Origin of the sequence: Herbaspirillum sp. DW155 (assembly GCF_037076565.1) — a bacterium.
Classification (GTDB): Bacteria; Pseudomonadota; Gammaproteobacteria; order Burkholderiales; family Burkholderiaceae_D; genus Herbaspirillum.
In genome coordinates, this window is the sequence record NZ_AP029028.1 from 5,449,046 (window position 1) to 5,474,944 (window position 25,899).

22 protein-coding genes are annotated in these 25,899 nt (G+C 61.0%); 6 read left to right on the plus strand and 16 right to left on the minus strand.

What is annotated here, in order from left to right:
• The first annotated feature begins 205 nt into the window (after positions 1-205).
• Positions 206-1,747, plus strand: a complete 1,542-nt coding sequence (locus tag AACH55_RS24815) for a glucan biosynthesis protein G (protein WP_338720418.1) — start codon at positions 206-208, stop codon at positions 1,745-1,747.
• A gap of 182 nt (positions 1,748-1,929) precedes the next feature.
• On the opposite strand, the gene AACH55_RS24820 is transcribed toward AACH55_RS24815, so the two are convergent.
• The 14 genes from AACH55_RS24820 to AACH55_RS24885 all read right to left on the minus strand — a co-directional run bounded on the left by AACH55_RS24820 (position 1,930) and on the right by AACH55_RS24885 (position 17,261).
• On the minus strand, positions 1,930-2,841 hold the full coding sequence (locus AACH55_RS24820; protein ID WP_338717349.1) for a ParB/RepB/Spo0J family partition protein: 912 nt from the start codon (positions 2,839-2,841) through the stop codon (positions 1,930-1,932).
• A gap of 77 nt (positions 2,842-2,918) precedes the next feature.
• On the minus strand, positions 2,919-3,689 hold the full coding sequence (locus AACH55_RS24825; RefSeq protein WP_338717350.1) for a ParA family protein: 771 nt from the start codon (positions 3,687-3,689) through the stop codon (positions 2,919-2,921).
• An 18-nt stretch (positions 3,690-3,707) separates the two neighbouring features.
• Positions 3,708-4,340, minus strand: a complete 633-nt coding sequence (leuE, locus tag AACH55_RS24830; protein ID WP_338717351.1) for a leucine efflux protein LeuE — start codon at positions 4,338-4,340, stop codon at positions 3,708-3,710.
• A 70-nt stretch (positions 4,341-4,410) separates the two neighbouring features.
• On the minus strand, positions 4,411-4,962 hold the full coding sequence (locus AACH55_RS24835) for a lipocalin family protein (protein WP_338717352.1): 552 nt from the start codon (positions 4,960-4,962) through the stop codon (positions 4,411-4,413).
• Entirely contained in the window at positions 4,962-5,624 is a 663-nt protein-coding gene (gene rsmG, locus AACH55_RS24840) for a 16S rRNA (guanine(527)-N(7))-methyltransferase RsmG (protein WP_338717353.1), read from the minus strand. The genes AACH55_RS24835 and rsmG overlap by 1 nt, the downstream gene beginning before the upstream one ends.
• Before the next feature lie 52 nt (positions 5,625-5,676).
• Positions 5,677-7,605 (minus strand): tRNA uridine-5-carboxymethylaminomethyl(34) synthesis enzyme MnmG, encoded by a 1,929-nt coding sequence (mnmG, locus tag AACH55_RS24845; protein WP_338717354.1) that lies wholly within the window; start codon positions 7,603-7,605, stop codon positions 5,677-5,679.
• A 305-nt stretch (positions 7,606-7,910) separates the two neighbouring features.
• On the minus strand, positions 7,911-8,672 hold the full coding sequence (locus tag AACH55_RS24850; RefSeq protein ID WP_338717355.1) for a TSUP family transporter: 762 nt from the start codon (positions 8,670-8,672) through the stop codon (positions 7,911-7,913).
• Positions 8,673-8,969: 297 nt separating this feature from the next.
• The gene (locus AACH55_RS24855; RefSeq protein ID WP_338717357.1) at positions 8,970-9,950 is read right to left on the minus strand and encodes a branched-chain amino acid ABC transporter permease; all 981 of its coding nucleotides are present in this window, start codon (positions 9,948-9,950) and stop codon (positions 8,970-8,972) included.
• Between the two features lie 12 nt (positions 9,951-9,962).
• Complete coding sequence (locus AACH55_RS24860; protein WP_338717358.1) at positions 9,963-10,847, minus strand: branched-chain amino acid ABC transporter permease; 885 nt, start codon at positions 10,845-10,847, stop codon at positions 9,963-9,965.
• Between the two features lie 128 nt (positions 10,848-10,975).
• Positions 10,976-12,184, minus strand: a complete 1,209-nt coding sequence (locus tag AACH55_RS24865) for an ABC transporter substrate-binding protein (RefSeq protein ID WP_338717359.1) — start codon at positions 12,182-12,184, stop codon at positions 10,976-10,978.
• Positions 12,185-12,338: 154 nt separating this feature from the next.
• Positions 12,339-13,097, minus strand: a complete 759-nt coding sequence (locus tag AACH55_RS24870; protein ID WP_338717360.1) for an ABC transporter ATP-binding protein — start codon at positions 13,095-13,097, stop codon at positions 12,339-12,341.
• A complete protein-coding gene (locus tag AACH55_RS24875; RefSeq protein ID WP_034335283.1) occupies positions 13,097-13,867 on the minus strand; it encodes an ABC transporter ATP-binding protein in 771 nt (256 codons plus the stop codon). Before AACH55_RS24875 ends, AACH55_RS24870 begins: the two co-directional genes overlap by 1 nt.
• Before the next feature lie 212 nt (positions 13,868-14,079).
• Positions 14,080-15,699: a GMC family oxidoreductase N-terminal domain-containing protein gene (locus AACH55_RS24880; protein ID WP_338717361.1), complete on the minus strand. Its 1,620-nt coding sequence runs from the start codon at positions 15,697-15,699 to the stop codon at positions 14,080-14,082.
• A gap of 50 nt (positions 15,700-15,749) precedes the next feature.
• On the minus strand, positions 15,750-17,261 hold the full coding sequence (locus AACH55_RS24885) for a CoA-acylating methylmalonate-semialdehyde dehydrogenase (RefSeq protein WP_338717362.1): 1,512 nt from the start codon (positions 17,259-17,261) through the stop codon (positions 15,750-15,752).
• A gap of 271 nt (positions 17,262-17,532) precedes the next feature.
• Here AACH55_RS24885 and AACH55_RS24890 point away from each other — a divergent pair, with 271 nt between their 5' ends.
• Both AACH55_RS24890 and AACH55_RS24895 read left to right on the plus strand, forming a co-directional pair.
• Positions 17,533-18,417, plus strand: coding sequence for a LysR family transcriptional regulator (locus tag AACH55_RS24890; RefSeq protein WP_338717363.1), 885 nt, complete (start codon positions 17,533-17,535; stop codon positions 18,415-18,417).
• Between the two features lie 450 nt (positions 18,418-18,867).
• Positions 18,868-19,170, plus strand: a complete 303-nt coding sequence (locus AACH55_RS24895) for a 2Fe-2S iron-sulfur cluster-binding protein (RefSeq protein WP_338717364.1) — start codon at positions 18,868-18,870, stop codon at positions 19,168-19,170.
• A gap of 822 nt (positions 19,171-19,992) precedes the next feature.
• Here the strand turns inward: AACH55_RS24895 and AACH55_RS24900 are convergent.
• Positions 19,993-22,062, minus strand: coding sequence for an AsmA family protein (locus AACH55_RS24900; RefSeq protein ID WP_338717365.1), 2,070 nt, complete (start codon positions 22,060-22,062; stop codon positions 19,993-19,995).
• A gap of 98 nt (positions 22,063-22,160) precedes the next feature.
• On the minus strand, positions 22,161-23,120 hold the full coding sequence (locus AACH55_RS24905; RefSeq protein WP_338717366.1) for a LysR family transcriptional regulator: 960 nt from the start codon (positions 23,118-23,120) through the stop codon (positions 22,161-22,163).
• A gap of 168 nt (positions 23,121-23,288) precedes the next feature.
• Between AACH55_RS24905 and AACH55_RS24910 the strand changes: the two genes are divergently transcribed.
• The 3 genes from AACH55_RS24910 (at position 23,289) to AACH55_RS24920 (ending at position 25,492) form a co-directional block, all read left to right on the plus strand.
• Positions 23,289-23,522, plus strand: a complete 234-nt coding sequence (locus tag AACH55_RS24910; protein WP_338717367.1) for a hypothetical protein — start codon at positions 23,289-23,291, stop codon at positions 23,520-23,522.
• Positions 23,523-24,176: 654 nt separating this feature from the next.
• Entirely contained in the window at positions 24,177-24,494 is a 318-nt protein-coding gene (locus tag AACH55_RS24915) for a hypothetical protein (protein WP_338717369.1), read from the plus strand.
• A gap of 230 nt (positions 24,495-24,724) precedes the next feature.
• Complete coding sequence (locus AACH55_RS24920; RefSeq protein ID WP_338717370.1) at positions 24,725-25,492, plus strand: class II glutamine amidotransferase; 768 nt, start codon at positions 24,725-24,727, stop codon at positions 25,490-25,492.
• The last annotated feature ends 407 nt before the right edge of the window (positions 25,493-25,899 follow it).

A 25,899-nucleotide genomic window follows, 5' to 3' on the forward strand; every position in this document is an offset into this window, starting at 1 on the left:
GCGGCCCATCGCAGGGGATATTGCCGGCTGAAGCATGAATTGATTGTCTTCTATGATGCTTAGCCGGCGTGACGGTTCGCTATATTATTCTGTTTTGAAGCCTGCCGGAGAGGCAGGCGCATGGCGGCACACAGGGTGTGCCGTTTCTTTGTGGAGAAATGCGTTGATCAAACATGGATGGAAATGGCCCCTGCTGCAGGGCCTGATGTTGTCGGCCACGCTGCTGGCCGCGTCGGTGCAGGCCCAGAGCAGTCAGGGCTTCGACCTCAACCAGGCCGTGGCGCGCGCCAGGGCGCTGGCCGCCAAACCCTATCAGAAGCCGGTGAGCAATCTCTCGCCGACCTTCGCGGCGATGCAGTTCGCCGATTACATGAAGATCCAGCCCAGGAGCGACAAGTTCGAATGGCGCAACCAGCCCACGCCCTTCAAGCTGGCCTTCTATCACCAGGGCATGCAGTTCAACTCACCGGTGCTCATCCACGAGATCGTCGATGGCCGCGTGCAGGACGTGAACTACAGCACCGACCGCTTCAACTTCGGCGACCTGGCGCTGGCCAAGGACAGCACCGCACACCTGGGCTATGCGGGCTTCCGCGTGGTCTATCCGCTCAACCGCGATGACAAGGAAGATGAGGTCATGAGCGTGCTGGGTGCGAGCTATTTCCGCGTGATCGGCAAGGGCCAGGTGTATGGTCTGTCGGCGCGCGGGCTGGCCATCGACACGGCCATGCTGAGCGGGGAGGAATTCCCGCACTTCACCGAATTCTGGATCCAGCGTCCGGCGGCGGGCGAGAAGCAGCTGACCTTCTACGCGCTGCTGGATTCGCCGCGCGCTACCGGCGCCTACAGGTTCACGCTCACGCCGGGCAAGGATGCCCTGCTGGACGTGCAGGCCCGCGTCTTCCTGCGCGCTGACGTGGGCCGCCTGGGCATTGCGCCGCTGACCAGCATGTTCCTCTTCGGTCCCAACCAGCAATCCTCGCGCCGCAACTTCCGTCCGGCCATTCACGATTCCAATGGTCTGGCGATCCATACCGGCAACGGCGAATGGCTGTGGCGTCCGCTGAACGATCCGCAGAACGTGGAAGTGAGTTCCTTCGAAGTGACCAATCCGCGCGGCTTCGGGTTGTTGCAGCGGGGCCGCGATTTCGCCTCCTATGAAGACCTGAAGGATCGCTACGACCTGCGTCCCTCCGCCTGGATCGAACCCAAGGGTGACTGGGGCCGTGGGGCCGTGCAGCTGGTGGAAATCCCCACCGCCGACGAGACCAACGACAACATCGTGGCCTACTGGCTGCCTGCGCAACTGCCGCCACGCGGCACACCGCTGGCCTACGACTACCGCATCCACTGGACCATGGATGAGCCGGCCATCCTCAACAATGAAGTGGGCTGGGTCAAGCAGACCTTCCATACCGACGGCGAGCTCACGCAAGCCAACCTGATCCGCGCCTTCGATGGCACCACGGCCTTGCTGGTGGACTTCACCGGTGGACCACTGGCTACGCTGCCCGCAGGGACGGCGGTTCAGCCGCAGGTGAACGTTTCCAACAACGGCGAACTGATCGATGCCCAGTTGCAGCCCAATCCGGCCATCAATGGCTGGCGCCTCACGCTGCGGGTGAAGATTCGTAACGTTTCGCAGGCCGTGGAATTGCGCGCCGCACTGACCGCCAATGGCAAGCCCCTCACCGAAACCTGGAGCTATCAGTTGCCGCCACGTTCGGATGTGCAGCGGACTTTTTGACACCGCGCCCTGTGTTGCCTCATCAGGCGCGTCTTCGATACGGCCCCGAAAGGGCCTTCAGGCCGAACGCTAGGGTGAGTGCTGCGAAAAATCTGTCATCCTGAAAATTATTTATATCAATAAAAAATGGGCTGCTCCGAATCGGGCAGCCCATTTTTGTTGGATGCATCTTGCCGGCGCGATCAGCTCTCCACCGACTCCCCGCGCAGGCGCACGATGACGCCATCGAGCGCATCGAGGTCATTGAAGTGGATGATGAGCTGGCCCTTGTTGCGGGCACCGGTCTTGATGCTGACCTGGGTGACCAGCAGGTCCGAGAGTTCTTCTTCCAGGCGCGCGATGTCGCGTGACTTGTCCTTGACCTCACGCGGCTTGGCGGCCTGTTCAGCACTGGCGCGGGTGACCAGCTTTTCGGCATCGCGCACGGACATGCGCTTGGCCACGATCTGGTTGGCCAGCTGGATCTGGGTGGCGGAATCGACGGCCAGCAGTGCGCGGGCGTGGCCCATGTCGATGTCGCCGGCCATGAGCATGGTCTGCACCGGCTTGGCCAGGTTCAAGAGGCGCAGCAGGTTGGACACCGCACTGCGCGAGCGGCCCACGGCCAGCGCCGCGCGTTCGTGGGTGAAGGCGAAATCGGTGATGAGGCGGTGGATACCCTGGGCTTCTTCCAGGGGATTGAGATCCTCGCGCTGCATGTTTTCGATCAGGGCCATCGCGGCCGTGGTCTGGTCATCCACGTTCTTGACCAGCACCGGCACCTCGGTCAGCCCGGCGATCTTGGCCGCACGGAAGCGGCGTTCGCCGGCGATGATCTCGTAGGTGTCCTTGCCGTTCTTCTGGCCGATGGCGCGGATCAGGATGGGCTGCAGCAAGCCCTGTTCCTTGATCGAGGCGGCCAGCTCATTGAGCGCGCCTTCGTCCATGCGGGTACGCGGCTGGTACTTGCCGGCCTGCAGTTCGGTGACCGGCATCACCGTCGGCAAGCCCTGCGCGGCCTGCGCCTGGACTTCTTCGGTGATGTCGGACGATCCGCCCAGGAGCGCGTCCAGTCCGCGTCCCAGACCTTTGGATTTTTTCGGTAGAGTTGCCATGCGAGTGCCTGATGAAAAACGATGCGTGATGACGGTGCGGGTTACGGTACGAATGACAGCGCGAGTTACAGCGCGAATTACAGCGTCTTGATGCGCTCGACCATTTCCGCGCCGAATGCGATATAAGCCTGTGCACCCTTGGACAGCGGATCGAAGGTCACGCCCGGCAAACCATACGAAGGCGCTTCGGCCAGCCGCACGTTGCGCGGGATGACGGTCTTGAACACCTTGTCGCCGAAGTGCTGTTCCAGCTGGTCCGAGACCTGCTGCGAGAGCGTCATGCGGGGATCGAACATCACGCGCAACAGGCCGATGACCTTCAGTTCCGGGTTCAGCTTGGCGTGCACCTTCTTGATGGTATTGACCAGATCGGACAGCCCTTCCAGCGCGTAATACTCGCACTGCATCGGAATGATGACGCCATGCGCCGAGCACAGGCCGTTCAGGGTCAGCATCGACAGCGCGGGCGGGCAGTCGATGAGGATGAAGTCGTACTCGTCGGCGACCTGGGCGAAGGCCAGTTTCAGACGGGCTTCGCGCTGTTCCAGTTCCACCATTTCCACTTCGGCGCCGGCCAGTTCGCGGTTGGCCGGCAGCACATCGAAGCCCCCGGCGTCGGAACGCTTGCGCACGCTGCGAATGTCGGACATGCCCAGCAGCACTTCATAGATCGAGCCTTCCAGGGTCGCCTTGTTCACGCCCGAGCCCATGGTGGCATTGCCCTGCGGATCGAGGTCGGCCAGCAGCACGCGCTGGTTCAGTTGCGCCAGTCCAGCCGCGAGATTGACTGCAGTGGTGGTCTTGCCTACGCCACCTTTCTGGTTGGCGACACAAAATATTTTTGCCATATCTTTGTTATGTGAGCGTTATTGCGTGGTCAGCTTGATGCCAAACCCGATCAGGAAAATGCCTGCCGCGCGCGAAGCCAGGTTGGCGATGGTGCGATTGCGGGCCATGCGGCGGGCGGCGGCATTGCCGACGAAGATCAGGAAGCTGCCATAGAGGAAAGTGCAGCAGCTGATGACCGCGCCCATCGTGACGAAAGTCAGCGCGCCCTGTTGCGTATCCGGGTCCAGGAACAGCGGGAAGAACGCCATGTAAAACACGATGGCTTTCGGGTTGAACAAGGTCACCAGAAAGCCGCGCCGGAATTCTGCGGCGTTGGAAAAGGGTACGACTGTACCACCGCCCTGCCCTCTTGCAAACAAAAGACGTCCACCCAGGTAGGCCAGATAGACCGCGCCCATATATTGCAGGCCATGGAACAACAGCGGATTGGCATGCAACAGTGCGGCCACGCCGGCGGCGGCCAGGAACATGAGCACGATGTCGCCCAGCATCAGGCCGGCTTGTGCCATGAAGCCGCCACGCAGGCCGCCCTTGGCGGCGCAGGTCAGCACGCAGAAGGTGCCGGGGCCGGGCAAGAGGAGAAACACCATGGTCGCGGCAATCAGTTGCCAGATGTCGGTGATGCCGAGGGAATGAAAGATCGCCTGCATGGTGGGTCTCCTTGAATGTGAGCGGCCCGGGTTGCTGCCCGGGCCGCTGGCCTGTTGTCAGGTGGCCGCTTTACGGCTTGCTCTTGACCACGCGCGCGGTATCGAAACCTTGCTTGGTGGCGTTGTTGAGTGCGTTCTCGTATTGCTCATCACTGATGGTGGGGGTGCGCGAGAGAATCCACAGGTATTCGCGCGAGGGACTGCCCACGGTGGCCAGGGTGTATTGCGCGTCCAGGTCCATGATCCAGTAGTCGCCCCACACCATCGGGATCCAGGACAGCCAGGCCGGCGCAAAGCGCACCTCCAGCTTGCTGTTGTTGCTGCCCGGGACCACCCGCGCCACGCCCTTGGCTTCATCGATACCTTCGGCCGTCTTGCAGCGGTTGACGACATCGATCATGCCATCATCGCGCGCAGAATACTCGGCGCTGGTGCCGGAAATGCATTTTTTCTGGAAGCTGTTGGGGATCTTGGCGATCTCATACCACTTGCCCGCATAACGTTTCAGGTCCACCGAAGGCACGGTCTTGACTTCCTGGGCGTGGAGCGACGCCATGCCCAGGGCGCCATACGCCGCCATCGAGACCATGGTGGCCACCAGGGCCCGTTTCAGTTTGTTCATCAGCTCGTTCTTTCCATGAAGATGAGATGCCGTTCGGCATCCAGGCCCGGCACCTGCAAGGGCTGCACCTGCTGCACCTGCCACCCTGCCGGCAACCGGTCGATTTCATCCTGCGGCAGCACGCCCTTGAGGGCGATGTACTTGCCACCTTGTTGCAGGAGGTGATTCGACCAGGTAACGAAGTCCTTCAGTTCCGCAAAGGCGCGCGATGTGATGACATCGTATTGTTGCTCTACAGGCAACTGCTCCACGCGCGCATGCAGCACGGTGACATTGCTCAACTGCAATTGCGCCTTGACCTGGTTGAGGAAGGCGGTTTTCTTCGAGACCGTATCGACCAGGGTGATCCGCATCTGCGGCTGCGCCTCAGCCGCCCAGATGGCCAGCACGATGCCCGGCAGGCCACCGCCCGCGCCCACGTCCAGCACGCGTTGCGCAGCGGTGAAGGCCGACACGGCCGAGAGCGAATCCAGCAGGTGGTGCGTCACCATCTGCGCGGGGTCACGCAAGGCGGTCAGGTTGTAGACCTTGTTCCACTTGGCCAGCAGGGCCTGGTATGCCATCAGCTTGTCGATCTGGGCATCGGAGAGCGTCAGGCCCAGGGCCTTGGCGCCTTCCTTCAGGCTGCGCGTCAAATTGTTCAGGTCTGCAGTGTTGCTCATCCGTGATGCCTTGGTATTGATCTGGTTCGAGGGCGCTGCCCGGAATTTTTCTTCATGCAGCCTGGGTACCGGCGCTGGCCGGCTGTTTCAGGCCGCCCTTCTTCAGGTGCACCAGCAACAGCGACAAGGCCGCCGGCGTCACGCCGGAAATGCGCGACGCCTGACCCAGGGTTTCCGGACGATGCTTGTTGAGCTTCTGGCGCACTTCGATGGACAGTGCCTTCACGTCCATGTAGTCGATGTCGGCCGGCAGCTTCAGGTTTTCATTGTGATCCTGGCGGCTGATCTCATTGGCCTGGCGGGCGATGTAGCCGGCGTACTTGACCTGGATCTCGACCTGTTCGCGCACCGGGCCATCTTCGATGCCGGGGCCGGCCAGGGCCTGGCCTTCGGTGCCGGTCAGGCCCATGAGGCTGTCATAAGTCACATTGGGACGGCGCAGCAGGTCCAGCAGGTTGTATTCACGCTCGATGGCCTTGCCCAGGACACGCTCGGCTTCGGCAGCGGCCAGGATGCGGGGATTGACCCAGGTCGACTTGAGGCGTTCCATTTCACGTGAAACAGCCTCGCGCTTCTTGTCGAAGGCTTCCCACTGCGCATCGCCGACGCAGCCGAGTTCACGGCCGATTTCGGTCAGGCGCAGGTCGGCATTGTCTTCGCGCAGCGAGAGACGGTACTCGGCGCGGCTGGTGAACATGCGATACGGTTCCTGCACGCCTTGCGTGACCAGATCATCGACCAGCACGCCCAGGTAGGCTTCATCGCGGCGCGGCGTCCAGGCTTCGCGGCCCTGGGTCTGCAGCGCGGCGTTGATGCCGGCCAGCATGCCCTGGGCGGCGGCTTCTTCGTAGCCGGTGGTGCCATTGATCTGGCCGGCGAAGAACAGCCCTTGGACCTGGCGGGTTTCCAGCGAGGACTTCAGTCCGCGCGGGTCGTAATAGTCATATTCGATGGCATAGCCGGGACGCAGGATGTGGGCGTTTTCCATGCCCTTCATCGAACGCACCAGTTCCAGCTGCACGTCGAACGGCAGGCTGGTGGAGATGCCATTGGGATAGAACTCGTGGGTGGTCAGGCCCTCCGGTTCCAGGTAGATCTGGTGCGAATCCTTGCTGGCGAAGCGGTGGATCTTGTCTTCGATGGAGGGGCAATAACGCGGACCGACGCCTTCGATGACGCCGGTGTACATGGGGCTGCGATCCAGGCCGCCACGGATGATGTCGTGGGTGCGGCTGTTGGTATGGGTGATCCAGCACGGCATCTGGCGCGGATGCATGGCGGCATTGCCCATGACGGAGAACACCGGGACCGGGTCCAGGTCGCCGGGCTGCTCTTCCAGGATCGCCAGGTTGATGGTGCGGCCATCGATGCGCGGCGGCGTGCCGGTCTTCAGGCGGCCTTGCGGCAGCTTCAGTTCCTTCAGGCGCGCCGAGAGCGACACCGCAGGCGGATCACCGGCACGGCCACCGGAATAATTGTTCAGGCCCACGTGGATCTTCCCATCCAGGAAAGTCCCGGCGGTCAGCACCACGGCACGAGCGGCGAAGCGGATACCGGCCTGGGTGATGGCACCGACCACGCGGTCGCCCTCCAGCATCAGATCGTCCACGGCCTGCTGGAACAGCCACAGGTTGGGCTGGTTCTCCAGGCGCGAACGGATCGCCGCCTTGTACAGGATGCGGTCGGCCTGGGCACGGGTGGCGCGCACGGCCGGGCCCTTGGAGGAATTGAGGATACGGAACTGGATGCCCGCCTCGTCAGTGGCAATGGCCATCGCCCCACCCATGGCATCGACTTCCTTGACCAGGTGACCCTTGCCGATCCCGCCGATGGAGGGATTGCAGGACATCTGACCCAGAGTTTCGATGTTGTGCGTCAGGAGCAGGGTTTTCTGGCCCATGCGTGCTGCGGCCAGTGCAGCTTCGGTGCCGGCGTGACCGCCGCCAACGACAATGACGTCAAATTGTGTGGGGAATAGCATGATGCGGGCCTCGCGTAGAGGTGAGAACAGAGGCGAGATTATAAAACCTTTTATCCGGCGGGGTCGGCGGCAGGGGTCCGGCCTGTTGGTTTACCGCACTTCCCTGCCCTGCCGGACACTATCGCGGGCCGGTTTCGATAGCGGGAGCTGATCAATGAAACATTCCCTGGGGATGTTTCACGTGAAACAGGAGCCGGTTTTTGTCGCTGGCGAGCGTATATGAATAAAAAAGCGGAGCATCGCGCTCCGCCTTTCTGGTCGGGGGCCGGGTGTTTCACGTGAAACACCCTATGAAGTTTTCTGCCTTATTTGAGGAAAGCGTCGTAACCCGACTTCAGGATCAGCGCGCCCACCACGACCAGGAACAGCTTGCGCACGAACACGCTGCCATGCTTCATCGCCAGTCGTGTACCCACCAGCGAGCCGCCGATGTTGAACACGGCCATCAGCAAACCCAATTGCCAGATCACATGGCCGCTGTACCCGAACCAGCACAAGGCCGCGAGATTGGTCGCGATGTTGACGAACTTGGAGACGGCCGAGGCCGAAAGGAAGTCATAGCTGAACACGCGCACAAACAGGAAGACCAGGAAGCTCCCCGTGCCCGGCCCGAACACACCATCGTAGAAACCCACGGCCGCACCGATCAGGGCGGCGTAGATCATTTCACGGCTGCCGGTCAGCGTGGGCGCATGTGTGGTACCGAAATCCTTTTTCTTCAATGTGTAGAGCGCCACGGCAATCAACACAAAGGGCAATGCCTTGCGTATCAGCTCGGTCGGAATATGCGTGACGACATAGGCACCAAAGAAGGAAAACGCAAACGCGGCCATCGCGGCCGGTGTCACGGTACTCCAGCGCACGGCCACCTTGCGCGCGAAATTGATGGCCGCCGCACTGGTGCCCATCACCCCGGCGACCTTGTTCGTTCCCAGCAAGGTGGCCGGGGCGGTATGGGGAAACACCGAAAACAAGGTCGGCACCAGCACCAGGCCCCCTCCTCCGACCACGGCATCGATCAGGCCGGCGACGAAGGCTGCGCCGCACAGGATCAGGTAATCCAACATCACGCGCCCTCCTCTGCCGACCAGCGTAAAGGGAGGAGAAAGCCTGGGAGGGATGAAACCGGATTGTGCATGGAGAGATGACGGCGAAGGTGCGGTTAAATGATTGGATCGGGCGGGCCACATTCTACCGCTCCGCCGGCCCCTGCATCAGCCACAGATCAAGCCCCTGCCGTGCTGTTACGAAACAAGCCCTGCCTGTTACGCCTCGTCTTCCCATAAAAAATTACCGCCGGGAAATCACCCTAAGGTGACTTGCCGGCGGCAGAGAAAGCGGCGTTTCAGTGGTCGCAGTGGTTATTAATGCGATCCCTTGGCCTGCCCCTTTCCGGCCAGGGCCAGGATCTCTCCCACGATACCCTTGCGGAAGGCCAGCACGCAGACGATGAAGATGAAGCCGGTCACCACCGTCACCGAATCGCCGAGCGTGTTGAACCAGTCGATGCTGGTGGCATTGGCCAGCCAGGTGCCGATGTCGCCCAGCTTGTTCTCCAGCATGATGATGATGACCGCGCCGACGATGGGACCAACGATGGTACCTAGGCCACCCACCAGCGTCATCAGGACCACCAGGCCAGACATGCTCCAGTGCACGTCAGTCAACGTCTCAAAGCCCAGCACCAGGGTCTTGGTCGCTCCCGCCAGCCCGGACAGGCCAGCCGACAGCACGAAGGCCAGCAGCTTGTAGCGCGCCACGTCATAGCCCAGCGAGATGGCGCGGGGTTCGTTCTCCTTGATTGCCTTCAGCACTTGCCCGAACGGCGAATGGATGGTGCGCACGATCAGCGCAAACCCCGCCACCGCGATGGCCAGCACCACGTAGTACAGGGTCATGTCGTTTTCCAGGCTGATGAAGCCCAGCAGCTTGCCGCGGGGCACACCCTGCAAACCATCCTCGCCGCCCGTGAACGGCGCCTGCAAGGCCACGAAGAACAGCATCTGCGCCAGCGCCAGCGTGATCATGGTGAAGTAAATGCCCTGGCGGCGGATCGCCAGCAGTCCCATCACCAGGCCGATCAGCGCACCGGTCAGGGTACCGATGATCAGGCCCAGCTCGGTCGGCAAACCCCACACCTTCAGCGACTGGCCGCACATATAGCCGGCCCAGCCGAGGAAGGCCGCATGGCCGAAGGACAACAGGCCGGTGTAGCCGATCAGCAGATTGAAGGCGCAGGCGAACAGCGCGAAACACAACATCTTCATCAGGAACACCGGATAGATCCCGAACGGTGCCGCCAACAGCAGTATTAATAAAACAGCAATTCCGATTTTCTTGTTCATGCCGGTCTCCGATTATTTCTCTTTGCCGAACAGGCCGGCCGGCCGGACCATCAGGACGATGGCCATGATGATGAAGACCACGGTGGCCGACAGTTCCGGGTAGAACACGCGGGTCAAGCCTTCGATCAGTCCCAGCACCAGACCGGTGATGATGGAGCCCAGGATGGAGCCCATGCCACCGATCACCACCACCGCGAAGACGGTGATGATGAGGTTGGAACCCATCAGCGGCGATACCTGGATCACGGGTGCGGCCAGCACGCCCGCGAACGCCGCCAGCGCCACGCCGAAGCCGTAGGTCAGCGTCACCATCAGCGGCACGTTGATGCCGAAGGCTTCGACCAGCTTGGGGTTCTCGGTACCGGCACGCAGATACGCGCCCAGGCGGGTCTTCTCGATCACGAACCAGGTGGCGAAGCAGACGATCAACGACGCCGCCACGACCCAGGCACGGTAGTTGGGCAGCACCATGAAGCCGAGGTTGGTCGCCCCCTGCAGCAAGTCAGGCACCGAATACGGCTGGCCGGAGACGCCATAGATGGAGCGGAAGATGCCCTCGATCATCAGCGTGATGCCGAAGGTCAGCAAGAGGCCGTAGAGGTGGTCCAGCTTGTAGAGCCAGCGCAGCATGGTCTTTTCGATCAGGATGCCAAACAGCCCGACCAGGATCGGCGCCACGATGAGCATGACCCAGTAGTTCAATCCCAGATAGGTCAGCCCCATCCAGGCGAGGAAAGCGCCCAACATGTAGAGCGTACCGTGCGCGAAGTTGATCACGTTGAGCAAGCCGAAGATCACCGCCAGGCCCAGCGAGAGCATGGCGTAGAAGGAGCCGTTGACCAGGCCCAGCAGCAGCTGGCTCAACAAGGCTTGCAGGGGTATGCCGAATAGTTCCATAAAAACCCGTTCATCAGGGGGTAAAGAACGCCATCGCCACAGCAAAAATCTGTCATCCCCGGGTGAACAGAAATGACAGATTTTGCTGGGCTGTGCGATGGCCTTACTGCTACGTTGCTACGTCGTGCCTACTTCCAGGCCGCGCACTTGGATTCGGCCTTGGTGGTCCAGGCCTGCTCGGCAGGAATGATCTGCACCAGCTTGTAGTAGTCCCACGGATACTTCGATTCCGACTGGGCCTTGACCTGGTACAGGTACATGTCGTGCACCACGCGGCCATCGGCGCGCAGGTAGCCGTTCTTCTGGAACATGTCGTTGAACTTGGCCTTGTGCAGCGCGGCCATCACCTTGTCCGAATCATCGGTGCCGATTTCCTTGACGATCTTCAGATACTGCAAGGCTGCCGAGTAGTCGCCCGCCTGCAGGGAGGACGGCATTTTCTTGCGCACGGCGAAGTAGCGCTTGGCGAAGGCGCGGGTCTCGTCGTTGGCATCCCAGTACCAGCTGTCGGTCAGGTACAGGCCTTCGGTGTTCCTCAGGGTCAGCGAGTGCACGTCGTTGATGAACACCAGCAAACCGGCCAGCTTGGCAGTCTTGGTGATGCCGAATTCGTTGGCCGCCTTCACCGAGTTGATGAAGTCGCCCCCGGCATTGGCCAGGCCGATGATCTGGGCCTTGGAGCTCTGCGCCTGCAGCAGGAAGGAAGAGAAGTCGGATGCGCCCAGCGGGTGCTTGACCGAGCCCACCACGGTACCGCCCGAGGCCTTCACGACGTTGGCGGTATCGGACTCCAGCGAGTGGCCGAAGGCGTAGTCGGCAGTCAGGAAGAACCAGCTCTTGCCGCCCTGCTTCACCACCGCCGAACCGGTGCCCTTGGCCAGGGCCACGGTGTCGTAGGCATAGTGCACGGTATAGGGCGAGCACTCTTCGTTGGTCAGGCGCGCCGTGCCGGCACCGACGGCGAAATAGACCTTCTTCTTTTCGGCGGCGACCTTGGCGCTGGCGAGAGCCGTGCCGGAATTGGTGCCACCGATGAGCACATCCACACCCTGCTGGTCGAACCATTCACGGGCCTTGCTGGCGGCCACATCGGCCTTGTTCTGGTGGTCGGCCACGACCAGTTCGATCTTCTTGCCATTGATGGAACCGCCCATGTCGGCGATGGCCATCTTGATGGCTTCCGCGCCGCCCTGGCCGTCGATGTCCGAATACACGCCCGAGATATCGGTGATGAAACCGATCTTGATCACATCCCCCGAGATCTGCGCCGAAGCCGGCGCGGTTGCGAATGCCGCCGCCGCTGCAGTGACGGCCAGTGCCATTGCCTTGAGTTTCATTTTCATCTCCTCTGTTTTTGAAGCCTGCTCCATGGTTTCGATGCGAGGCAACTGGTGGAACGGGGAGAGGATCACTCACCCCGCGGACGTACTTGTTGGCAGTACTTCTTCTAGTGGTGAAGCTGGTGATACCGGAAAAAACCTGGATGGTGGCTCAGACGCCCAGCAGTTCATTCAAGGTCTGCATCTTCGCTTCCAGCTGCGCGGCAGCGAAGGACTCGACGATCTGGCCGTGTTCCATCACATAGAAGCGATCAGCCAGCGGCGCGGCGAAGCGGAAGTTCTGCTCGACCATCACGATGGTGTAGCCCTTGGCCTTCAAGGTCGTGATCATGCGCGCCAGAGCCTGCACGATGACCGGGGCCAGGCCTTCGGAGATTTCGTCGAGCAGCAGCAGGCGCGCACCGGTACGCAGGATGCGGGCCACCGCCAGCATCTGCTGTTCGCCCCCGGAGAGGCGCGTACCCTGGCTGTTGCGGCGCTCCTTCAGGTTGGGGAACATCTCGTAGATCTCGTCGATGGACATGCCTTTGTCCGTCTTCGAAACGAAGGGCGGCAGCATCAGGTTTTCTTCCGCCGAGAGCGAGGAGAAGATACCCCGCTCTTCCGGGCAGTAGCCCACGCCGTAATGGGCGATCTTGTGCGTGGCCAGGTGGATGGTTTCCTGGCCGTTGATCCTGATCGATCCCTTGCGGGTGCCGACCAGCCCCATGATGGAACGCAGCGTGGTGGTGCGGCCGGCGCCATTGCGGCCCAGCAGCGTCACCACCTCGCCCTGGTGGACGTTGAGATTGACGTTGTGCAGGATGTGCGATTCACCGTACCAGGATTGCAGATCGCTGATCTGCAGCACCAACGGTGCGGAGGAAGAAGGCGTGGTCATGGCATCAGCATTCAAGGTTGCGGTGCTCATCAGTGGGCCCCTTGCAGTTCGGCCGAGGTGCTGCCCATGTAGGCTTCCATCACCTGCGGATTGCGTGAGACTTCTTCATAGCTGCCTTCAGCCAGCAGCGCGCCCCGCTGCAAGACGCTGATGCGGTCGCAGATGCCGGAGATCACGCTCATGTTGTGCTCCACCATCAGGATGGTGCGGCCGGCCGAGACCTTCTTGATCAGCGCGGTGACGCGATCGACGTCTTCATGGCCCATGCCCTGGGTCGGCTCGTCCAGCAGCATCAGTTCCGGCTCCATGGCCAGCGTCGTGGCGATCTCCAGCGCGCGCTTGCGGCCGTAGGGCAGGTCCACCGTGGTGGTGCGGGCGAAGCTGGTGAGATCGACTTCTTCCAGCAGCTGCATGGCGCGCTCATCGAGCTGCTTCAGGCTCTCGCCGTTCTTCCAGAAATGGAAGGAGGTACCGAGCTTGCGTTGCAGGCCGATGCGCACGTTTTCCAGCACGCTCATGTGCGGGAAGACAGCGGAAATCTGGAAGGAGCGAATGATGCCCTGGCGCGCGATCTGCGCGGGGGCGTCCATGGTGATGTCTTTGCCGTTGAACAGGATCTGGCCCGAGGTCGGCACCAGGAACTTGGTCAGCAAGTTGAAGCAAGTGGTTTTGCCGGCGCCGTTGGGGCCGATCAAGGCATGAATGTGACCGCGCTCAATTTGCAGGTTGACCGCGCTTACTGCCGTGAAACCCTTGAATTCCTTCGTCAGGTTTCGTGTCTCCAGAATGACGTCTGTCATGGTCTCTTCTTTCCCTTTGATGCCCGCGCCGGTGGGTCCGGTCGTCAAGGCCTGCCTGCTGCGGATGACCTGAATCTTTTGGATGCAGGCACCACCGTTTCATACTGGCGAATCGAGAAGCTAGTTTTAATATTTGGCGCATAGTAGCCGGTTCATACCATTCATACAATACGTATAAGTACCGTATGATTCAGCGCCTGAGAATTGCCCTTTTATGCCCGGGAAAGCAGGCTGGAAGCGACTTTCTCGGCAATCATGATGGTCGGCGAATTGGTATTGCCGGAAGTGATGGAGGGCATCACCGAGGCATCGGCCACGCTCAGTCCGGCCACGCCACGCACCCGGCATTGCGCATCCACCACGGCCATCGCATCGTCGCTGCGGCCCATGCGGCAGGTGCCCACCGGATGGAAGATGGTGGTGCCCACGTCGCCGGCGGCGCGATACAGATCCGCTTCCGTTTCATATTGCGTACCGGGCTTGTATTCCTCGGGACGATAGCGTGCCAGTGCGGGCGAGGCGGCGATACGGCGCGTCAGGCGCAGCGCGTTGGCGGCGACCTTGAGGTCCTCTTCGGTGGACAGGTAGTTGGTGGTGATCCTGGGCGCGAGCGCGTGATCGGTCGAGGCCAGGCGCACATGTCCGCGCGAGGTCGGGCGCAGGTTGCACACGCTGGCGGTGAAGGCCGGGAAGGCATGCAGCGGATCGCCGAATTTTTCCAGCGACAGCGGCTGCACGTGGTATTGCAGGTTGGCGCTGGCCTGCTGCGCGTCGGACTTCGCAAACGCACCCAGCTGCGAGGGTGCCATCGACATCGGGCCGCTCTGATTGATCAGGTATTCCAGCCCGATCTTCATCTTGCCGACCAGGGTCGAGGCCATGGCATTGAGCGTTTTGGCGCCATCGACCTTGAAGACCATGCGCATCTGCAGATGGTCCTGCAGGTTCTCGCCGACCCCCGGCAGCGCATGCACCACCGGGATCTGATGCTGCTGCAGCAGCACCGGATCGGCAATGCCCGACATCTGCAGAATATGCGGCGAACCGATCGCGCCCGCGCAGAGGATGGTTTCAGCAGCCTCGGCAAACCAGGCGCTGCCACCGCCGGTGAATTCGACGCCGGTACACACCGGCCCCTGTGCGCCCTGCTCCATGCGCAGGCGGCTCACGTGGGAGCCGGTCATGATGGTGAGGTTGCCATCCTTCATGGCAGGCCGCAGGAAGGCCTTGGAAGCGTTCCAGCGCACGCCGCGCTTCTGGTTGACATCGAAGTAGCCACAGCCCTCGTTGTCGCCGCGGTTGAAGTCCTCGACCTTGGGGATGCCATTTTCGGCAGCGGCATCGCGGAAGGCATCGAGGATGTCCCAGCGCAGGCGCTGTTTTTCCACCCGCCATTCGCCACCGGCGCCGTGGAACTCGCTGGCGCCGAGGTGATAGTCCTCGCTCTTCCTGAACAGCGGCAGCACGTTCTGCCAGCGCCAGCTGTCGTCACCGGTGACCTCGGCCCAGTGATCGTAATCGCGCGCCTGGCCGCGCATGTAGATCATGCCGTTGATGGAAGAGCAGCCGCCCAGCACCTTGCCGCGCGGATAGATGAGGCTGCGGCCGTTCAGGCCCGCATCGGCCTCGGTGCGGAACATCCAGTCGGTGCGCGGATTGTTGATGCAATAGAGATAGCCGACCGGGATGTGGATCCAGAGGTAGTCGTCCTTGGCGCCGGCTTCGATGAGCAGCACCTTCTTGCCGGTCCCGCGCGAGAGCCGGTTGGCCATGACGCAGCCGGCCGTGCCCGCGCCGATGATGATGTAGTCGTATTGCCCTGCCGATTGCATGGTGTCTCCGCTGTGCGCTTGTTCCTGGTCTGTCAAAGGCCCGTCCGGCCCTACTTCGCCACCGGCATGGTGAACTCCGCCCCCTTGCCAATGGTGGCCGACCAGCGCTGCATGATGGACTTGTAGCGGGTATAGAAACGGATACCCTCTTCGCCATAGGCATGGGTATCGCCGAAGAGCGAACGCTTCCAGCCGCCGAAGGAATGCCAGGCCATCGGCACCGGGATGGGCACGTTGATGCCGACCATGCCGACCTGGATGCGGCGCGAGAATTCATGCGCAGTATTGCCGTCCGCGGTGAAGAGCGAGACGCCATTGCCGTATTCGTGCGCATTGATCAGCTGCACGGCCGAGGCAAAATCGGGCACGCGCACCACGCACAGCACCGGACCGAAGATTTCTTCCTGGTAGATCTTCATGTCGGTCCTCACATGGTCGAAGAGCGTGCCGCCGATGAAGAATCCTTCCTCATGACCCGGCACCTTCAGGCCGCGGCCATCGACCAGCAGACTGGCACCGGCATCGACACCGCTCTGGATGTAGCCCTCCACCTTGGCCTTGTGGGCGGCGGTGACCAGCGGGCCCATCTCGGCATCCTCTTCCATGCCGTTCTTGACCTTGAGCGCCTTCACGCGCGGGATCAGAGCTTCCACCAGCTTGTCGGCCACACTGCCCACGGCCACGGCCACCGAGATGGCCATGCAGCGCTCACCCGCCGACCCGTAGGCCGCCCCGATCAGGGCATCGACGGCCTGGTCCAGGTTGGCATCGGGCATCACCACCAGATGGTTCTTGGCGCCGCCCAAGGCCTGGGCACGCAGCGGGAAGGTGCCGGCGCGTTCGGTAGCCTTGCGGTAAATGTATTCGGCAATCGGGGTGGAACCGACGAAGGACACCGCCTGCACCTCCGGATGCTCCAGCAGCGCATCCACGGCCACCTTGTCGCCCTGCACGACGTTGAAGACGCCATCAGGCAGGCCGGCGCGCTTGAACAGTTCAGCCAGCATCAGCGAAGGTGAAGGATCGCGCTCGGAAGGCTTCAACACGAAGCTGTTGCCGGTGGCAATGGCAATGGGCGCCATCCACAGCGGCACCATCACCGGGAAGTTGAATGGCGTGATGCCGGCCGTCACGCCCAGCGGCTGGCGCAGGTTCCAGTTATCGATGCCGCCGCCGATGTTGTCGGTGAACTGGGTCTTGAGCAGCTGCGGAATGCCGGTGGCGAATTCGACGATCTCCAGGCCACGGGTGACCTCCCCTTTCGCATCCGAAAACACCTTGCCATGTTCCAGCGTGATGGCCTTGGCCAGGGCATCGTGGTTCTGCTCGATCAGTTCCTTGAACTTGAAGAGCACCCGCGCACGCTTCAACGGTGCCGTCTCGGCCCATGCCGGTGCAGCTGCACTGGCCGCCGCGACCGCCGCATTGACTTCCTGCACCGAGGCCAGCGACACCCTGGCGGTGGCGCCCCCCGTGGCCGGATTGAAGACATCCTGGCTGCGCCCGCTCTCGGAGCGTGTCAACTGGCCATTGATGAAGTGATCGATGTGCGGGAGGCTCATAAGGTTTCCTTTGGTGTTTTGGATGAAGGTGGAAGGCGCTGTCTCCTGCTCCCTCCTGCAAACGGACAACTGGTATGGATGAGCAAGAATAGCCCTCCCTCCTCGGCACATCCAATGAGGAATTATCAAGAGCAATATAAAGAATGCTTATAATCTGACTTTCTTGTTCACACGCTACCCACACGATCTTCACAGCCTGTTCACCGGGATATCCACGGGTTTATCCACATGCCGGTGAACGAAGAAAAGGAATGAATCGCGGAAGAAGACGATGGATCTCACCCAGTTACGCGCATTTATCGCAGTCGCCCACGAAGGCAACCTGACCCGGGCCGCTGAAAAGCTGCATCTGACCCAGCCCGCCGTGAGTCTGCAGATCAAGGCGCTGCAGGAAAGTCTGGGCCTGTCCTTGTTCAGTCGGAGTGCATCCGGCATGGTCCTCACCACCGAGGGCAACACCTTGCTGCCGCTGGCCGAGCGCGTGCTGGCCGATGTCCGGGAATTGCGGCGCCATGCGACCGGGCTGCGGTCCAGCAACAACATTCTTTCCGGCAGCCTGGCCATCGGCACCATCCTGGATCCGGAATTCATACGCCTCGGGGCGTTTCTGAAGTTGCTGGTCGAGCGGCACCCGCAGCTGTCGACCCAGCTTTCCCACCACATGTCTGGTTCGGTCCTCAACGAAGTGCGGGCCGGCAAGCTGGACGTGGGCTTTTTCCTGGGGGATCCGGGCAAGGGTTTCCATGCCATGACGCTGACCTCCTTCAGTTACAACGTCATCGCCCCGGCCGGTTGGAAGAACCGTGTTTCCGGCAAGGGCTGGAAGGAACTGGCCCGCCTGCCCTGGATCTGGACACCGCCAGAATCGGCACATCATCGTCTATTGAGCAGGATCTTCGCGCAACATCAGGTAAAACCGCAGAAGGTTGCCCTGGTGGATCAGGAGTCTTCGATGCTCGATCTGGTCAAGTCGGGGGTCGGTTTATCGCTGGCGCGCGAGTCGATCGCGCTCAACCAGGCCCATGCCCATGGTCTGGTCATTGCCGATGCGGTCGATCTGTCGACCGAACTCAGCTTCATTACATTAGAAAAACGACAACATGAAGATGCGATCCAGGCTGTTTTTCAATTGCTGCAACAAGTCTGGCAGTCGTGAAATCCTCCAGATGCTTGTCGTAAAGATATCGTTTTAGCTTGCATCAAAGAAATTCTTTTCAGATATCACCGTTTTCCTGCCGAACCTAACGGGCCGTTGGGCTGCTTCAGAGGCTTGCCAAAGGCTTGTTCAGCGGGTTTCGGTGTTTGAAAGCTAATTTTTTGGAAAGATGTCCACTGCGCACGCGCTTTCGGTTCTTTAATTTAGATGTGGATATATATAAGTAGTAGTAGTTGTTAACGTCGCCAGAAACTGTGGATAACCTGGTTTACGCGAAAAAAATCAATGCCTTAGCTTTCTGATAAGCGCTTGGTAAGCTTCTGCATTGCCGAAGTACAGATTCTGGACAATTTTTCGGCCGTGGATAAATCAGCGAGATATACCCAAAACGCCCAGCGGATATGCAAAGACTTATCCACAGGCGGTCCTCAAACCCCGGAAAATGGTGTCATGGGCAACGAAAACCCTCTTCTCGTGCAGATTCAGCCTTCGGGTTTGCAATTCGAACAAGTTCCGGGGCAGTCCCTGTTGCAATCGGGCCTGCGCGCCGGCATCCGCCTGCCTAATTCTTGCCGGAATGGCACTTGCCGCACCTGCATGTGCAAATTATTCACAGGCGAAATCGCCTATCAGATCGAATGGCCGGGTTTGACGCGCGAAGAAAAGGCCGAAGGCTGGATCCTTCCTTGCGTCGCCGAGGCCAGAAGCGACCTGGTACTGGACGTGCCGGATGCCGTCGATCTGAACAAATGATGTTTTATCCACCGCCCATGTCGGGCGAGCCGGTTTTTAGTCGCTGAATTCAGCAGCCGGAGCCCGCTGTGGATAAAAAAACCGACCAAACCCACCGCAAGGCCCCAAGGCGACATTTCTTTTCCACAGCGCACTGCACCCTGCGTCCTCACTGGTCGACTTCCGTGGCGGGCCATCCAGGCGCCTTGCCGGAGATATGCACTGCCTCACCGCTGGCTGACCAGCCTTTTTCTTCATTTCCATTGCCGTTAAAGCAAAGGTTCACGTCTTCTGGCCGCCGAGCCAGGGGCGCGGCCCTGCTGGCAGCCAAAGCCGCGTCGCGGGCGAAAGCTCGCGCGCTTAGGCTTTAAATCTAAGCTGTTTATAAAATTAGTAGTGATGGTTAACGTCAGCCTTGCACTGTGGATAAGTTGGTTTAGACGAACAAAATCAGCCGTTTGCGAAAAGGACAAGGCCTTGGGCAAGCTCTGTATGACGTGATCACGGATCGGGGATAAAAATCCGCCTTTGGATAACTTTTCGACTTTTCCCCAATCCATGAAAAAGTTATTCAGAACTTTATCCACAGGCGCGGACGAAATTGACGGATTCGTTATGCGAAAGCTCAAATTTTCGAGAAGTCACTGATTTCGGTCATTTGGTCGCTGATTTCCCCCTTTTGCGGCGGGGAAACGGGGTTCTCGGCCATCGTTTTCAGGTAATTTCCCCACAGGCTCTCAAAGCAAGCGATCACTGCCGCAAGGCACAGGCCCCCGAAATGACGCCGGGCCAGGAAAGTTATCCCCTGGCCCGGCGGCAAGAATCTTCAGTTTTTATGGCTGCCTAATTTTTAGGCGCGCGCTTTTGCACAGCGGCCTTGCCTGGCGGTGGCGCCTGTGGCGCTTTCTTCACTTCTTCCAGTAACTGGCCACATTCGGCCTTCTGGTCGCCGTCGATGTTGATGAGGGGGAGGATGGCCGTCACCGGGGCCAGCAGCCCCAGTGCTACGGCTCCCCCGGCGCGCAGGGCCAGCATGCCCTTGTCTACCCCGACATCCGGATTCTTGAAGCTGCCCTTCACATACAGCGGCGAACGCAGCGAGATAATGCGCAGGCCCTTGCTATGAGGATGCACGTTCAGGTCCAGCTGCTCACGCTTCATGTCGATGCTGCCATCGACCACGATCAGGGCATCTTCGGTATCGAGCAGCAGGGTCTTCACCTTCATCACGCCCTCATGCACCGGTAGGTCGCCGGCCAGGCAATTGAGCTTGACCTCCTTGTCGCCAAAGAGCTTGCTGATGACCACGTTGCCCACATTCAGGCCCGCCGCCTCCAGCAGGAATTTACTGATGGCGCCCTGATTGACCAGAACCTTCACTTCGCCATTGGACGAGCCCAACATCGCGGCCACTGAATTGCCGGTCGAGGTGAGGCGGGCATCGCCATTGATCTCGCCAAAGCTGGTACGCGAGGCATCGAGCTTGGGATAGAGCTGCTGGATCTTCAGCCTGCGCGCAGAAAGCTTCATATCGGCCTTCATCCGGGCCGCTTGGCCATCGAGGCGGATAGTGGAGCTGAGATTGCCGCCGGCCACGCCGAAATTGAGCGGGTCCAGTGTCAGTACCTTGTCCTTCAAGATCAGATGCGCCTGCAAGTCGCTGATGGGCAGGCCCTGCTGGCCAATGATGCGCTTGCCGGTGAAGCGCACGTCGGCATCCAGCGCACCCCAGGCGTCGGTGCTGAAGGTCTTGACCGGCAATACCTTCTCCGCAGGCTGGCGCTCCTCGGCGCCGCGTTGCGCCTTCTCGGCATTGGAGTCGGCACCGATGAGCGGGGCCAGGTCGTCAAAGCGCAGCACATTGGAGGTCAGCGCACCGGTCAGTTGCGGGCGCGCACCGCCGGTCAGGTAATCGAGGCTGCCGTTGAGGTCGCTGTCGCCGACCTTGCCACTGAAGTCCTGGTAATGCCATTCGCTGCGGTCGCTTCCGATCTTGCCGATGAGGCGGCCCTCCGTCGCAAAGGGCGGCGTTTCCGGCAGCAGCACGCCGGTCAGCGGATAGAGGTTGCCCATGCTGGCGCCGGAGACGGACAGGCGCAGATCCAGCGCCGCCAGCTCGGCCGGCTTGGTCAGGGTGCCGCGGATGCCGATGGCGGTCTTGCCGACCTTGACCTGGGCTTGCAGCGGATAGGGTTGCTGCTGGTCCTGCAGAGAGAGCACGCCACCCGCCTTGCCCTGGCCTGAGACCGGCGCGCCATTGAAGCTGCCGGCCAGCTTCCAGCCCAGGCCGTAGATCTTCTCCTTGTCCGGGTCGAGGGTATCGATGTCAGCCTTGATGTCGATCTTTTGCACGGCGTCATCCAGCGCCAGCTTGCCCTGGCGCAGGCTGATGCGCCCCAGTTGCAGCTGCCAGGCCGAAGGGCCGCTGCTGTCGTTCTTGAACGTCCAGTTGTTCACAGCCTCGCGGTTGCGCAGCAGCGACACGGATGGACCCTGCACCTCCAGCGAGGGCAATGAAATCTTATGCACAAGCAAAGGTAGCGGATTGAGGGTGAAGGTCACCTGGCGCACCGTGGCCATCTGCCCCGACGAAGCGAATGCCGCCGGATTGCCCAGTCGCAGGTTCTCGGCCTGCAGCCTGGGCCACGGCACCCAGCGCGCCCACCAGCCGGCGGGCGGCGTGCTCGGCTCCGGCCGTTGCCAGTGCAGCGAGAGATTGCCCTCGATGGCGAATTCGCGCCCGGTGGCGGCGGACACGCGCGCGTTGATCCAGGGCCTGGCCCGGTTCCAGTCGAAGGTGAGGAAGAAGATGATCGCGGCCGCGATCACGACAAAGAGGCTGGCGAGCAGCCAAAGGAGGATTCTGGTCAGGCGCGGCATCGGATCGGCTTCCCTGGTAGGGGTGTTCAACATGCGCCGATGTCCGCGCGGTCGCGGCTTTCCGGGCGCCTGTCTCCGGGACGCCTGTGGATGAATCAGTTCGGGGAAGCCGTTTTACCGCGCGCGCTGCATCAGCGCTTCATGTTGATACGACCGAATTCGTCATGGGTTGTTGCAGACAAGTGCGCGCGCAGCCACTTGTGGGCCGGATTGCGGGCGTCGCGTTCATGCCAGAGCATGTCCACGTGTTCTTCCGGGGTCTGGAAGGGCAATTCCTTCACCACCAGCGCCTCGGCCATGCCGGTGGCCGCCACCAGGTGGCGCGGCAACACCGTGATGAGTTCGCAACTGGCCACGATGCGCCCGGCCGTGAAGAACTGGTTCACCGTCAGCAGGATCTTGCGCTCGCGGTTCATGCCCGCCAGTACGTCATCGATCACCGCATGGGGCTTGCCCGACAGGCTCACCAGCAGGTGGTCGGCACTGCAATAGCTGTCCAGCGTCAGCGGCTGGTTGGCCAGCGGATGGTTCTTGTGCATCACGCAGACATACTGGCCGGTGTAGAGCCGGGCATGGCTGATCTGGGTCTTGGCCATGCCCTGACCATCAGCCAGCTGCGCGGTCACGCCCGGGAAGAAGCCCACGGCCAGGTCGATGTCGCCGCGCAGGAGCATGGCGCGCGGGTCTCGGGTGGTCAGCGGCATCATGCGGATCTTGATGCGCGGGGCGTCGCGCATGATGGTGCGCACCAGCGAAGGCAGCCACAGGGCGGCGGTGGCATCCACCATGGCCATGCGGAAGGTGTTCTGGGCGCGCGAGATGTCGAAGCTTTCCGGCGCGATTACCGCCTCCAGCTCGGAAAGCGCACGGCGCACCGTGGGCCACAGCTCTTCAGCGCGCGGGGTGGGCTTGACGCCGTGGGCGGTGCGGATCACCAGGTCGTCGTTGAGCGTGTCGCGCAGGCGGCGTAGCGCATTGGAGACAGCCGGCTGCGTCATGGCCAGCAAATTGGCGGCGCGCGTGAGGTTCTGCTCGGTCATCACGGCGTCGAATACGCGCAACAGATTCAGGTCCAGGGTCAGAAAGCTCATAGGGCGGGCCTTTGCGGCGGTAAGGAGAGGCAGGATGCACGCCGGTGATCGCCGGCAGAATGCTTATTCACAGATTATATAACTGATATCCGAAACGGAAAGTGGGCAAACAAATGTGAGTTCACTACACTGCAATGCAACATAACACACAACGTCAAGGATCGAATCATGGCAACCATCGCACAAAGCACCAACACCACTTTCAAGAGCAAGTTCGCCGTCGTCATGCGCAACATCTTCGTCCACTTCGTGAAGGCCCATGAGCTGCAGGCCGTTGCTCTGGTCGCCGCCGAACAGGACCGCGCTACCGGTGCCCGCCAGCTGAACCGCATGGCCGACAAGTTCGAAGCCACCCAGCCGAACCTGGCTGCTGAACTGCGCTTCATCGCTTCGCGCGGCTGATCGAAGGTTTCTGCTTCACCTGATTCAAGTTTTACCGGTCGCGCATGACATCTGCGTGACCTTGGCGCCAGGCCCCGAGCGGCTGGCGCGGTAGTGAAGGATTTCGGTAGTTCCCGCCGCGTACGGCGCTTATGTTGACGCTGATTCGATCAACGCGTCAGGACACCGATCCGTTGTCTCCTCCTCCCTCTTTAGGAAGGATTAACCCCGCAGGCTACGCCTGTGGGGTTTTTTTTCGTGGATTGGCCGCGAGGCCGCATCCAGCGGCTTTCCTGCCTTTGCAGCCTTCATCCGGTGGCGACCGGATGTGAGCGTTTCTGCCAATTTCCGGCATCCAGATATTCACCGCGACAGCCGCCGGCGTCAAACGTTGTTGTAAATCGGCATCAGCTGCCCCAAGGAAATGGGGGCCGGGGTGCACAGCCGGGCTTGGATGAGGGCGCCGAAGCCCGCTTGAAGCGGGTTTCACGCGAGTTTTCGCGAGGGTTGACGGGTTTGGCGGGACCAAACGCCGCATATTCACAAACGCTATAACTGATATGAGAACTCTAAAGTGGTCACACGGCAACGGAACCCTCATACTGCGACGCAACAACAGTGAACTTGAACGCCGCGCAGTCGTGTCGCGGTGCAATTATCAGAGGTAGAAATATCATGTCCTTCCTGAACCTGGCCTTTCCCGCAGAAGCTGCTCTGCCCTTTGCGCAGTCCTTCCTGGGGATGGTGGCGGCGTATGTCCGTCCGGCGCTGGGTCTGGGGGCACTGGTGACGCTGATGATGGTGTTCAAGCCGCTGATCCTGGGTCTGGCGCAAGCCGCCGTGCTGCTGGTCAAGCCGCGCAAGTCGCTGGAGCAACGCATCCTGGCGCACAAGTTCAGCGGCAAGATGATGTTGAACCGCATGGCCAACGAATACAGCCTGTCCCAACCGAGTTTCGCCGCCGAACTGCGCAACATGGCCGCGCGTGACTGAACAAGTCCCCGCCTGATCGTCGTTCGAGGCCCAACGGCTTCTGGTCGTGTAGTTGAAGTTTTGTAGTACGTACTGTGTCTCCTCCTCCCTCTTTAGGAAGGATTAGCCCCGCCAGCGCAAGCTCGCGGGGCTTTTTTTTATCCACAGCCGGCGTCTTCGCCGGTCCGGTCCGGGGGCAATCGTGATAACTTGTCCACCCGCCAATCATCACAGCCCTACCGCAAGACATCATGTGCCAGCTCCTCGGGATGAACTGCAACACCCCCACCGATATCGTCTTCAGCTTCACCGGCTTCGCCACCCGCGGCGGACTGACTGATCATCACCGTGATGGCTGGGGCATCGCCTTCTTTGAGGGTTCCGGGGTGCGCACCTTCGTGGACCACCAGGCGGCCGTGGAGTCGCCGGTGGCCGAGCTGATCAAGCGCTATCCGATCAAGTCGCAGCATGTCATCGCCCACATCCGCAAGGCCACCCAGGGCCGCGTGACGCTGGCCAATTGCCATCCCTTCGTGCGCGAACTGTGGGGGCGCTATTGGGTGTTTGCCCACAATGGTGACCTGAAAAACTTCACCCCCGCGCTGGACGGCCCTTTCCGCCCGGTCGGTACCACCGATAGTGAACTGGCCTTCTGTTTCATCCTGCAGGAGCTGCGCAGGCGCTTCAGCGATACCCTGCCCCGGCTGGCCGAGTTGCGCACGGCGCTGCGCGAGATCGTCGATGGCATCGCCAGCCATGGCACCTTCAACATGCTGCTCTCGGATGGCTCGGCGCTTTATACCCACTGCTCCACCCACCTCTATTACATCGTCCGCCAGCATCCCTTCACGAAGGCCAAGCTCTCCGACGAGGATCTGTCGGTGGACTTTGCCGAAGTCACCACCACCAACGACCGGGTCGCCGTGATTGTCACCCAGCCGCTGACTGACAATGAAGTCTGGACGCAATACCAGCCGGGTGAAATGAAGGTCTTTGTCGACGGGGCCGTGGTCGATTGAGCCGGGGCCCTGCCGGTAGCGACTTGTCTTATCCACAGCCGGATTTTTCCTTCACCTGACTTGTTCACAGGGAAAATCAGGGACAGGATCGGCGCCCATTCGTGTTTTGCACAGGCTGTTACAAAAAACATCGTCCCCGTGGATGAGCTTGTCTTTTACATCAGTCATCTACTCTGTCCCCCTATCATCCGCCCCTCAAGCGCCTTTGCGTATGCCTCAGCAAGACGCTTGCTGCGCAGCCTGTGGATAGATGAAGTTTTTCAGGGATTTTTGCGGATTCGCCTGTGGATAACTTGGGTTTACCGGAGTAAAATGCGTCCCTCGTTTCGCGCCCGGACACGTTGTCCACAAGGCCCGTCTGGCAGACGCGGCAGGCGGGCGCCGCAATCATCGGACAAGAAAGCTTC

What these genes read in the sequence shown, in the direction of transcription:
- AACH55_RS24895 (WP_338717364.1), top strand. Translation starts at nt 18,868, where the DNA reads ATGGGCAACGAAAACCCTCTTCTCGTGCAGATTCAGCCTTCGGGTTTG.
- AACH55_RS24890 (WP_338717363.1), top strand. Translation starts at nt 17,533, where the DNA reads ATGGATCTCACCCAGTTACGCGCATTTATCGCAGTCGCCCACGAAGGC.
- AACH55_RS24905 (WP_338717366.1), bottom strand. Translation starts at nt 23,120, where the DNA reads ATGAGCTTTCTGACCCTGGACCTGAATCTGTTGCGCGTATTCGACGCC.
- AACH55_RS24815 (WP_338720418.1), top strand. Translation starts at nt 206, where the DNA reads ATGTTGTCGGCCACGCTGCTGGCCGCGTCGGTGCAGGCCCAGAGCAGT.
- AACH55_RS24850 (WP_338717355.1), bottom strand. Translation starts at nt 8,672, where the DNA reads ATGTTGGATTACCTGATCCTGTGCGGCGCAGCCTTCGTCGCCGGCCTG.
- AACH55_RS24865 (WP_338717359.1), bottom strand. Translation starts at nt 12,184, where the DNA reads ATGAAACTCAAGGCAATGGCACTGGCCGTCACTGCAGCGGCGGCGGCA.
- AACH55_RS24900 (WP_338717365.1), bottom strand. Translation starts at nt 22,062, where the DNA reads ATGTTGAACACCCCTACCAGGGAAGCCGATCCGATGCCGCGCCTGACC.
- rsmG (WP_338717353.1), bottom strand. Translation starts at nt 5,624, where the DNA reads ATGAGCAACACTGCAGACCTGAACAATTTGACGCGCAGCCTGAAGGAA.
- mnmG (WP_338717354.1), bottom strand. Translation starts at nt 7,605, where the DNA reads ATGCTATTCCCCACACAATTTGACGTCATTGTCGTTGGCGGCGGTCAC.
- AACH55_RS24920 (WP_338717370.1), top strand. Translation starts at nt 24,725, where the DNA reads ATGTGCCAGCTCCTCGGGATGAACTGCAACACCCCCACCGATATCGTC.
- AACH55_RS24835 (WP_338717352.1), bottom strand. Translation starts at nt 4,962, where the DNA reads ATGAACAAACTGAAACGGGCCCTGGTGGCCACCATGGTCTCGATGGCG.
- AACH55_RS24855 (WP_338717357.1), bottom strand. Translation starts at nt 9,950, where the DNA reads ATGAACAAGAAAATCGGAATTGCTGTTTTATTAATACTGCTGTTGGCG.
- AACH55_RS24820 (WP_338717349.1), bottom strand. Translation starts at nt 2,841, where the DNA reads ATGGCAACTCTACCGAAAAAATCCAAAGGTCTGGGACGCGGACTGGAC.
- AACH55_RS24915 (WP_338717369.1), top strand. Translation starts at nt 24,177, where the DNA reads ATGTCCTTCCTGAACCTGGCCTTTCCCGCAGAAGCTGCTCTGCCCTTT.
- leuE (WP_338717351.1), bottom strand. Translation starts at nt 4,340, where the DNA reads ATGCAGGCGATCTTTCATTCCCTCGGCATCACCGACATCTGGCAACTG.
- AACH55_RS24825 (WP_338717350.1), bottom strand. Translation starts at nt 3,689, where the DNA reads ATGGCAAAAATATTTTGTGTCGCCAACCAGAAAGGTGGCGTAGGCAAG.
- AACH55_RS24885 (WP_338717362.1), bottom strand. Translation starts at nt 17,261, where the DNA reads ATGAGCCTCCCGCACATCGATCACTTCATCAATGGCCAGTTGACACGC.
- AACH55_RS24860 (WP_338717358.1), bottom strand. Translation starts at nt 10,847, where the DNA reads ATGGAACTATTCGGCATACCCCTGCAAGCCTTGTTGAGCCAGCTGCTG.
- AACH55_RS24870 (WP_338717360.1), bottom strand. Translation starts at nt 13,097, where the DNA reads ATGAGCACCGCAACCTTGAATGCTGATGCCATGACCACGCCTTCTTCC.
- AACH55_RS24910 (WP_338717367.1), top strand. Translation starts at nt 23,289, where the DNA reads ATGGCAACCATCGCACAAAGCACCAACACCACTTTCAAGAGCAAGTTC.
- AACH55_RS24880 (WP_338717361.1), bottom strand. Translation starts at nt 15,699, where the DNA reads ATGCAATCGGCAGGGCAATACGACTACATCATCATCGGCGCGGGCACG.
- AACH55_RS24875 (WP_034335283.1), bottom strand. Translation starts at nt 13,867, where the DNA reads ATGACAGACGTCATTCTGGAGACACGAAACCTGACGAAGGAATTCAAG.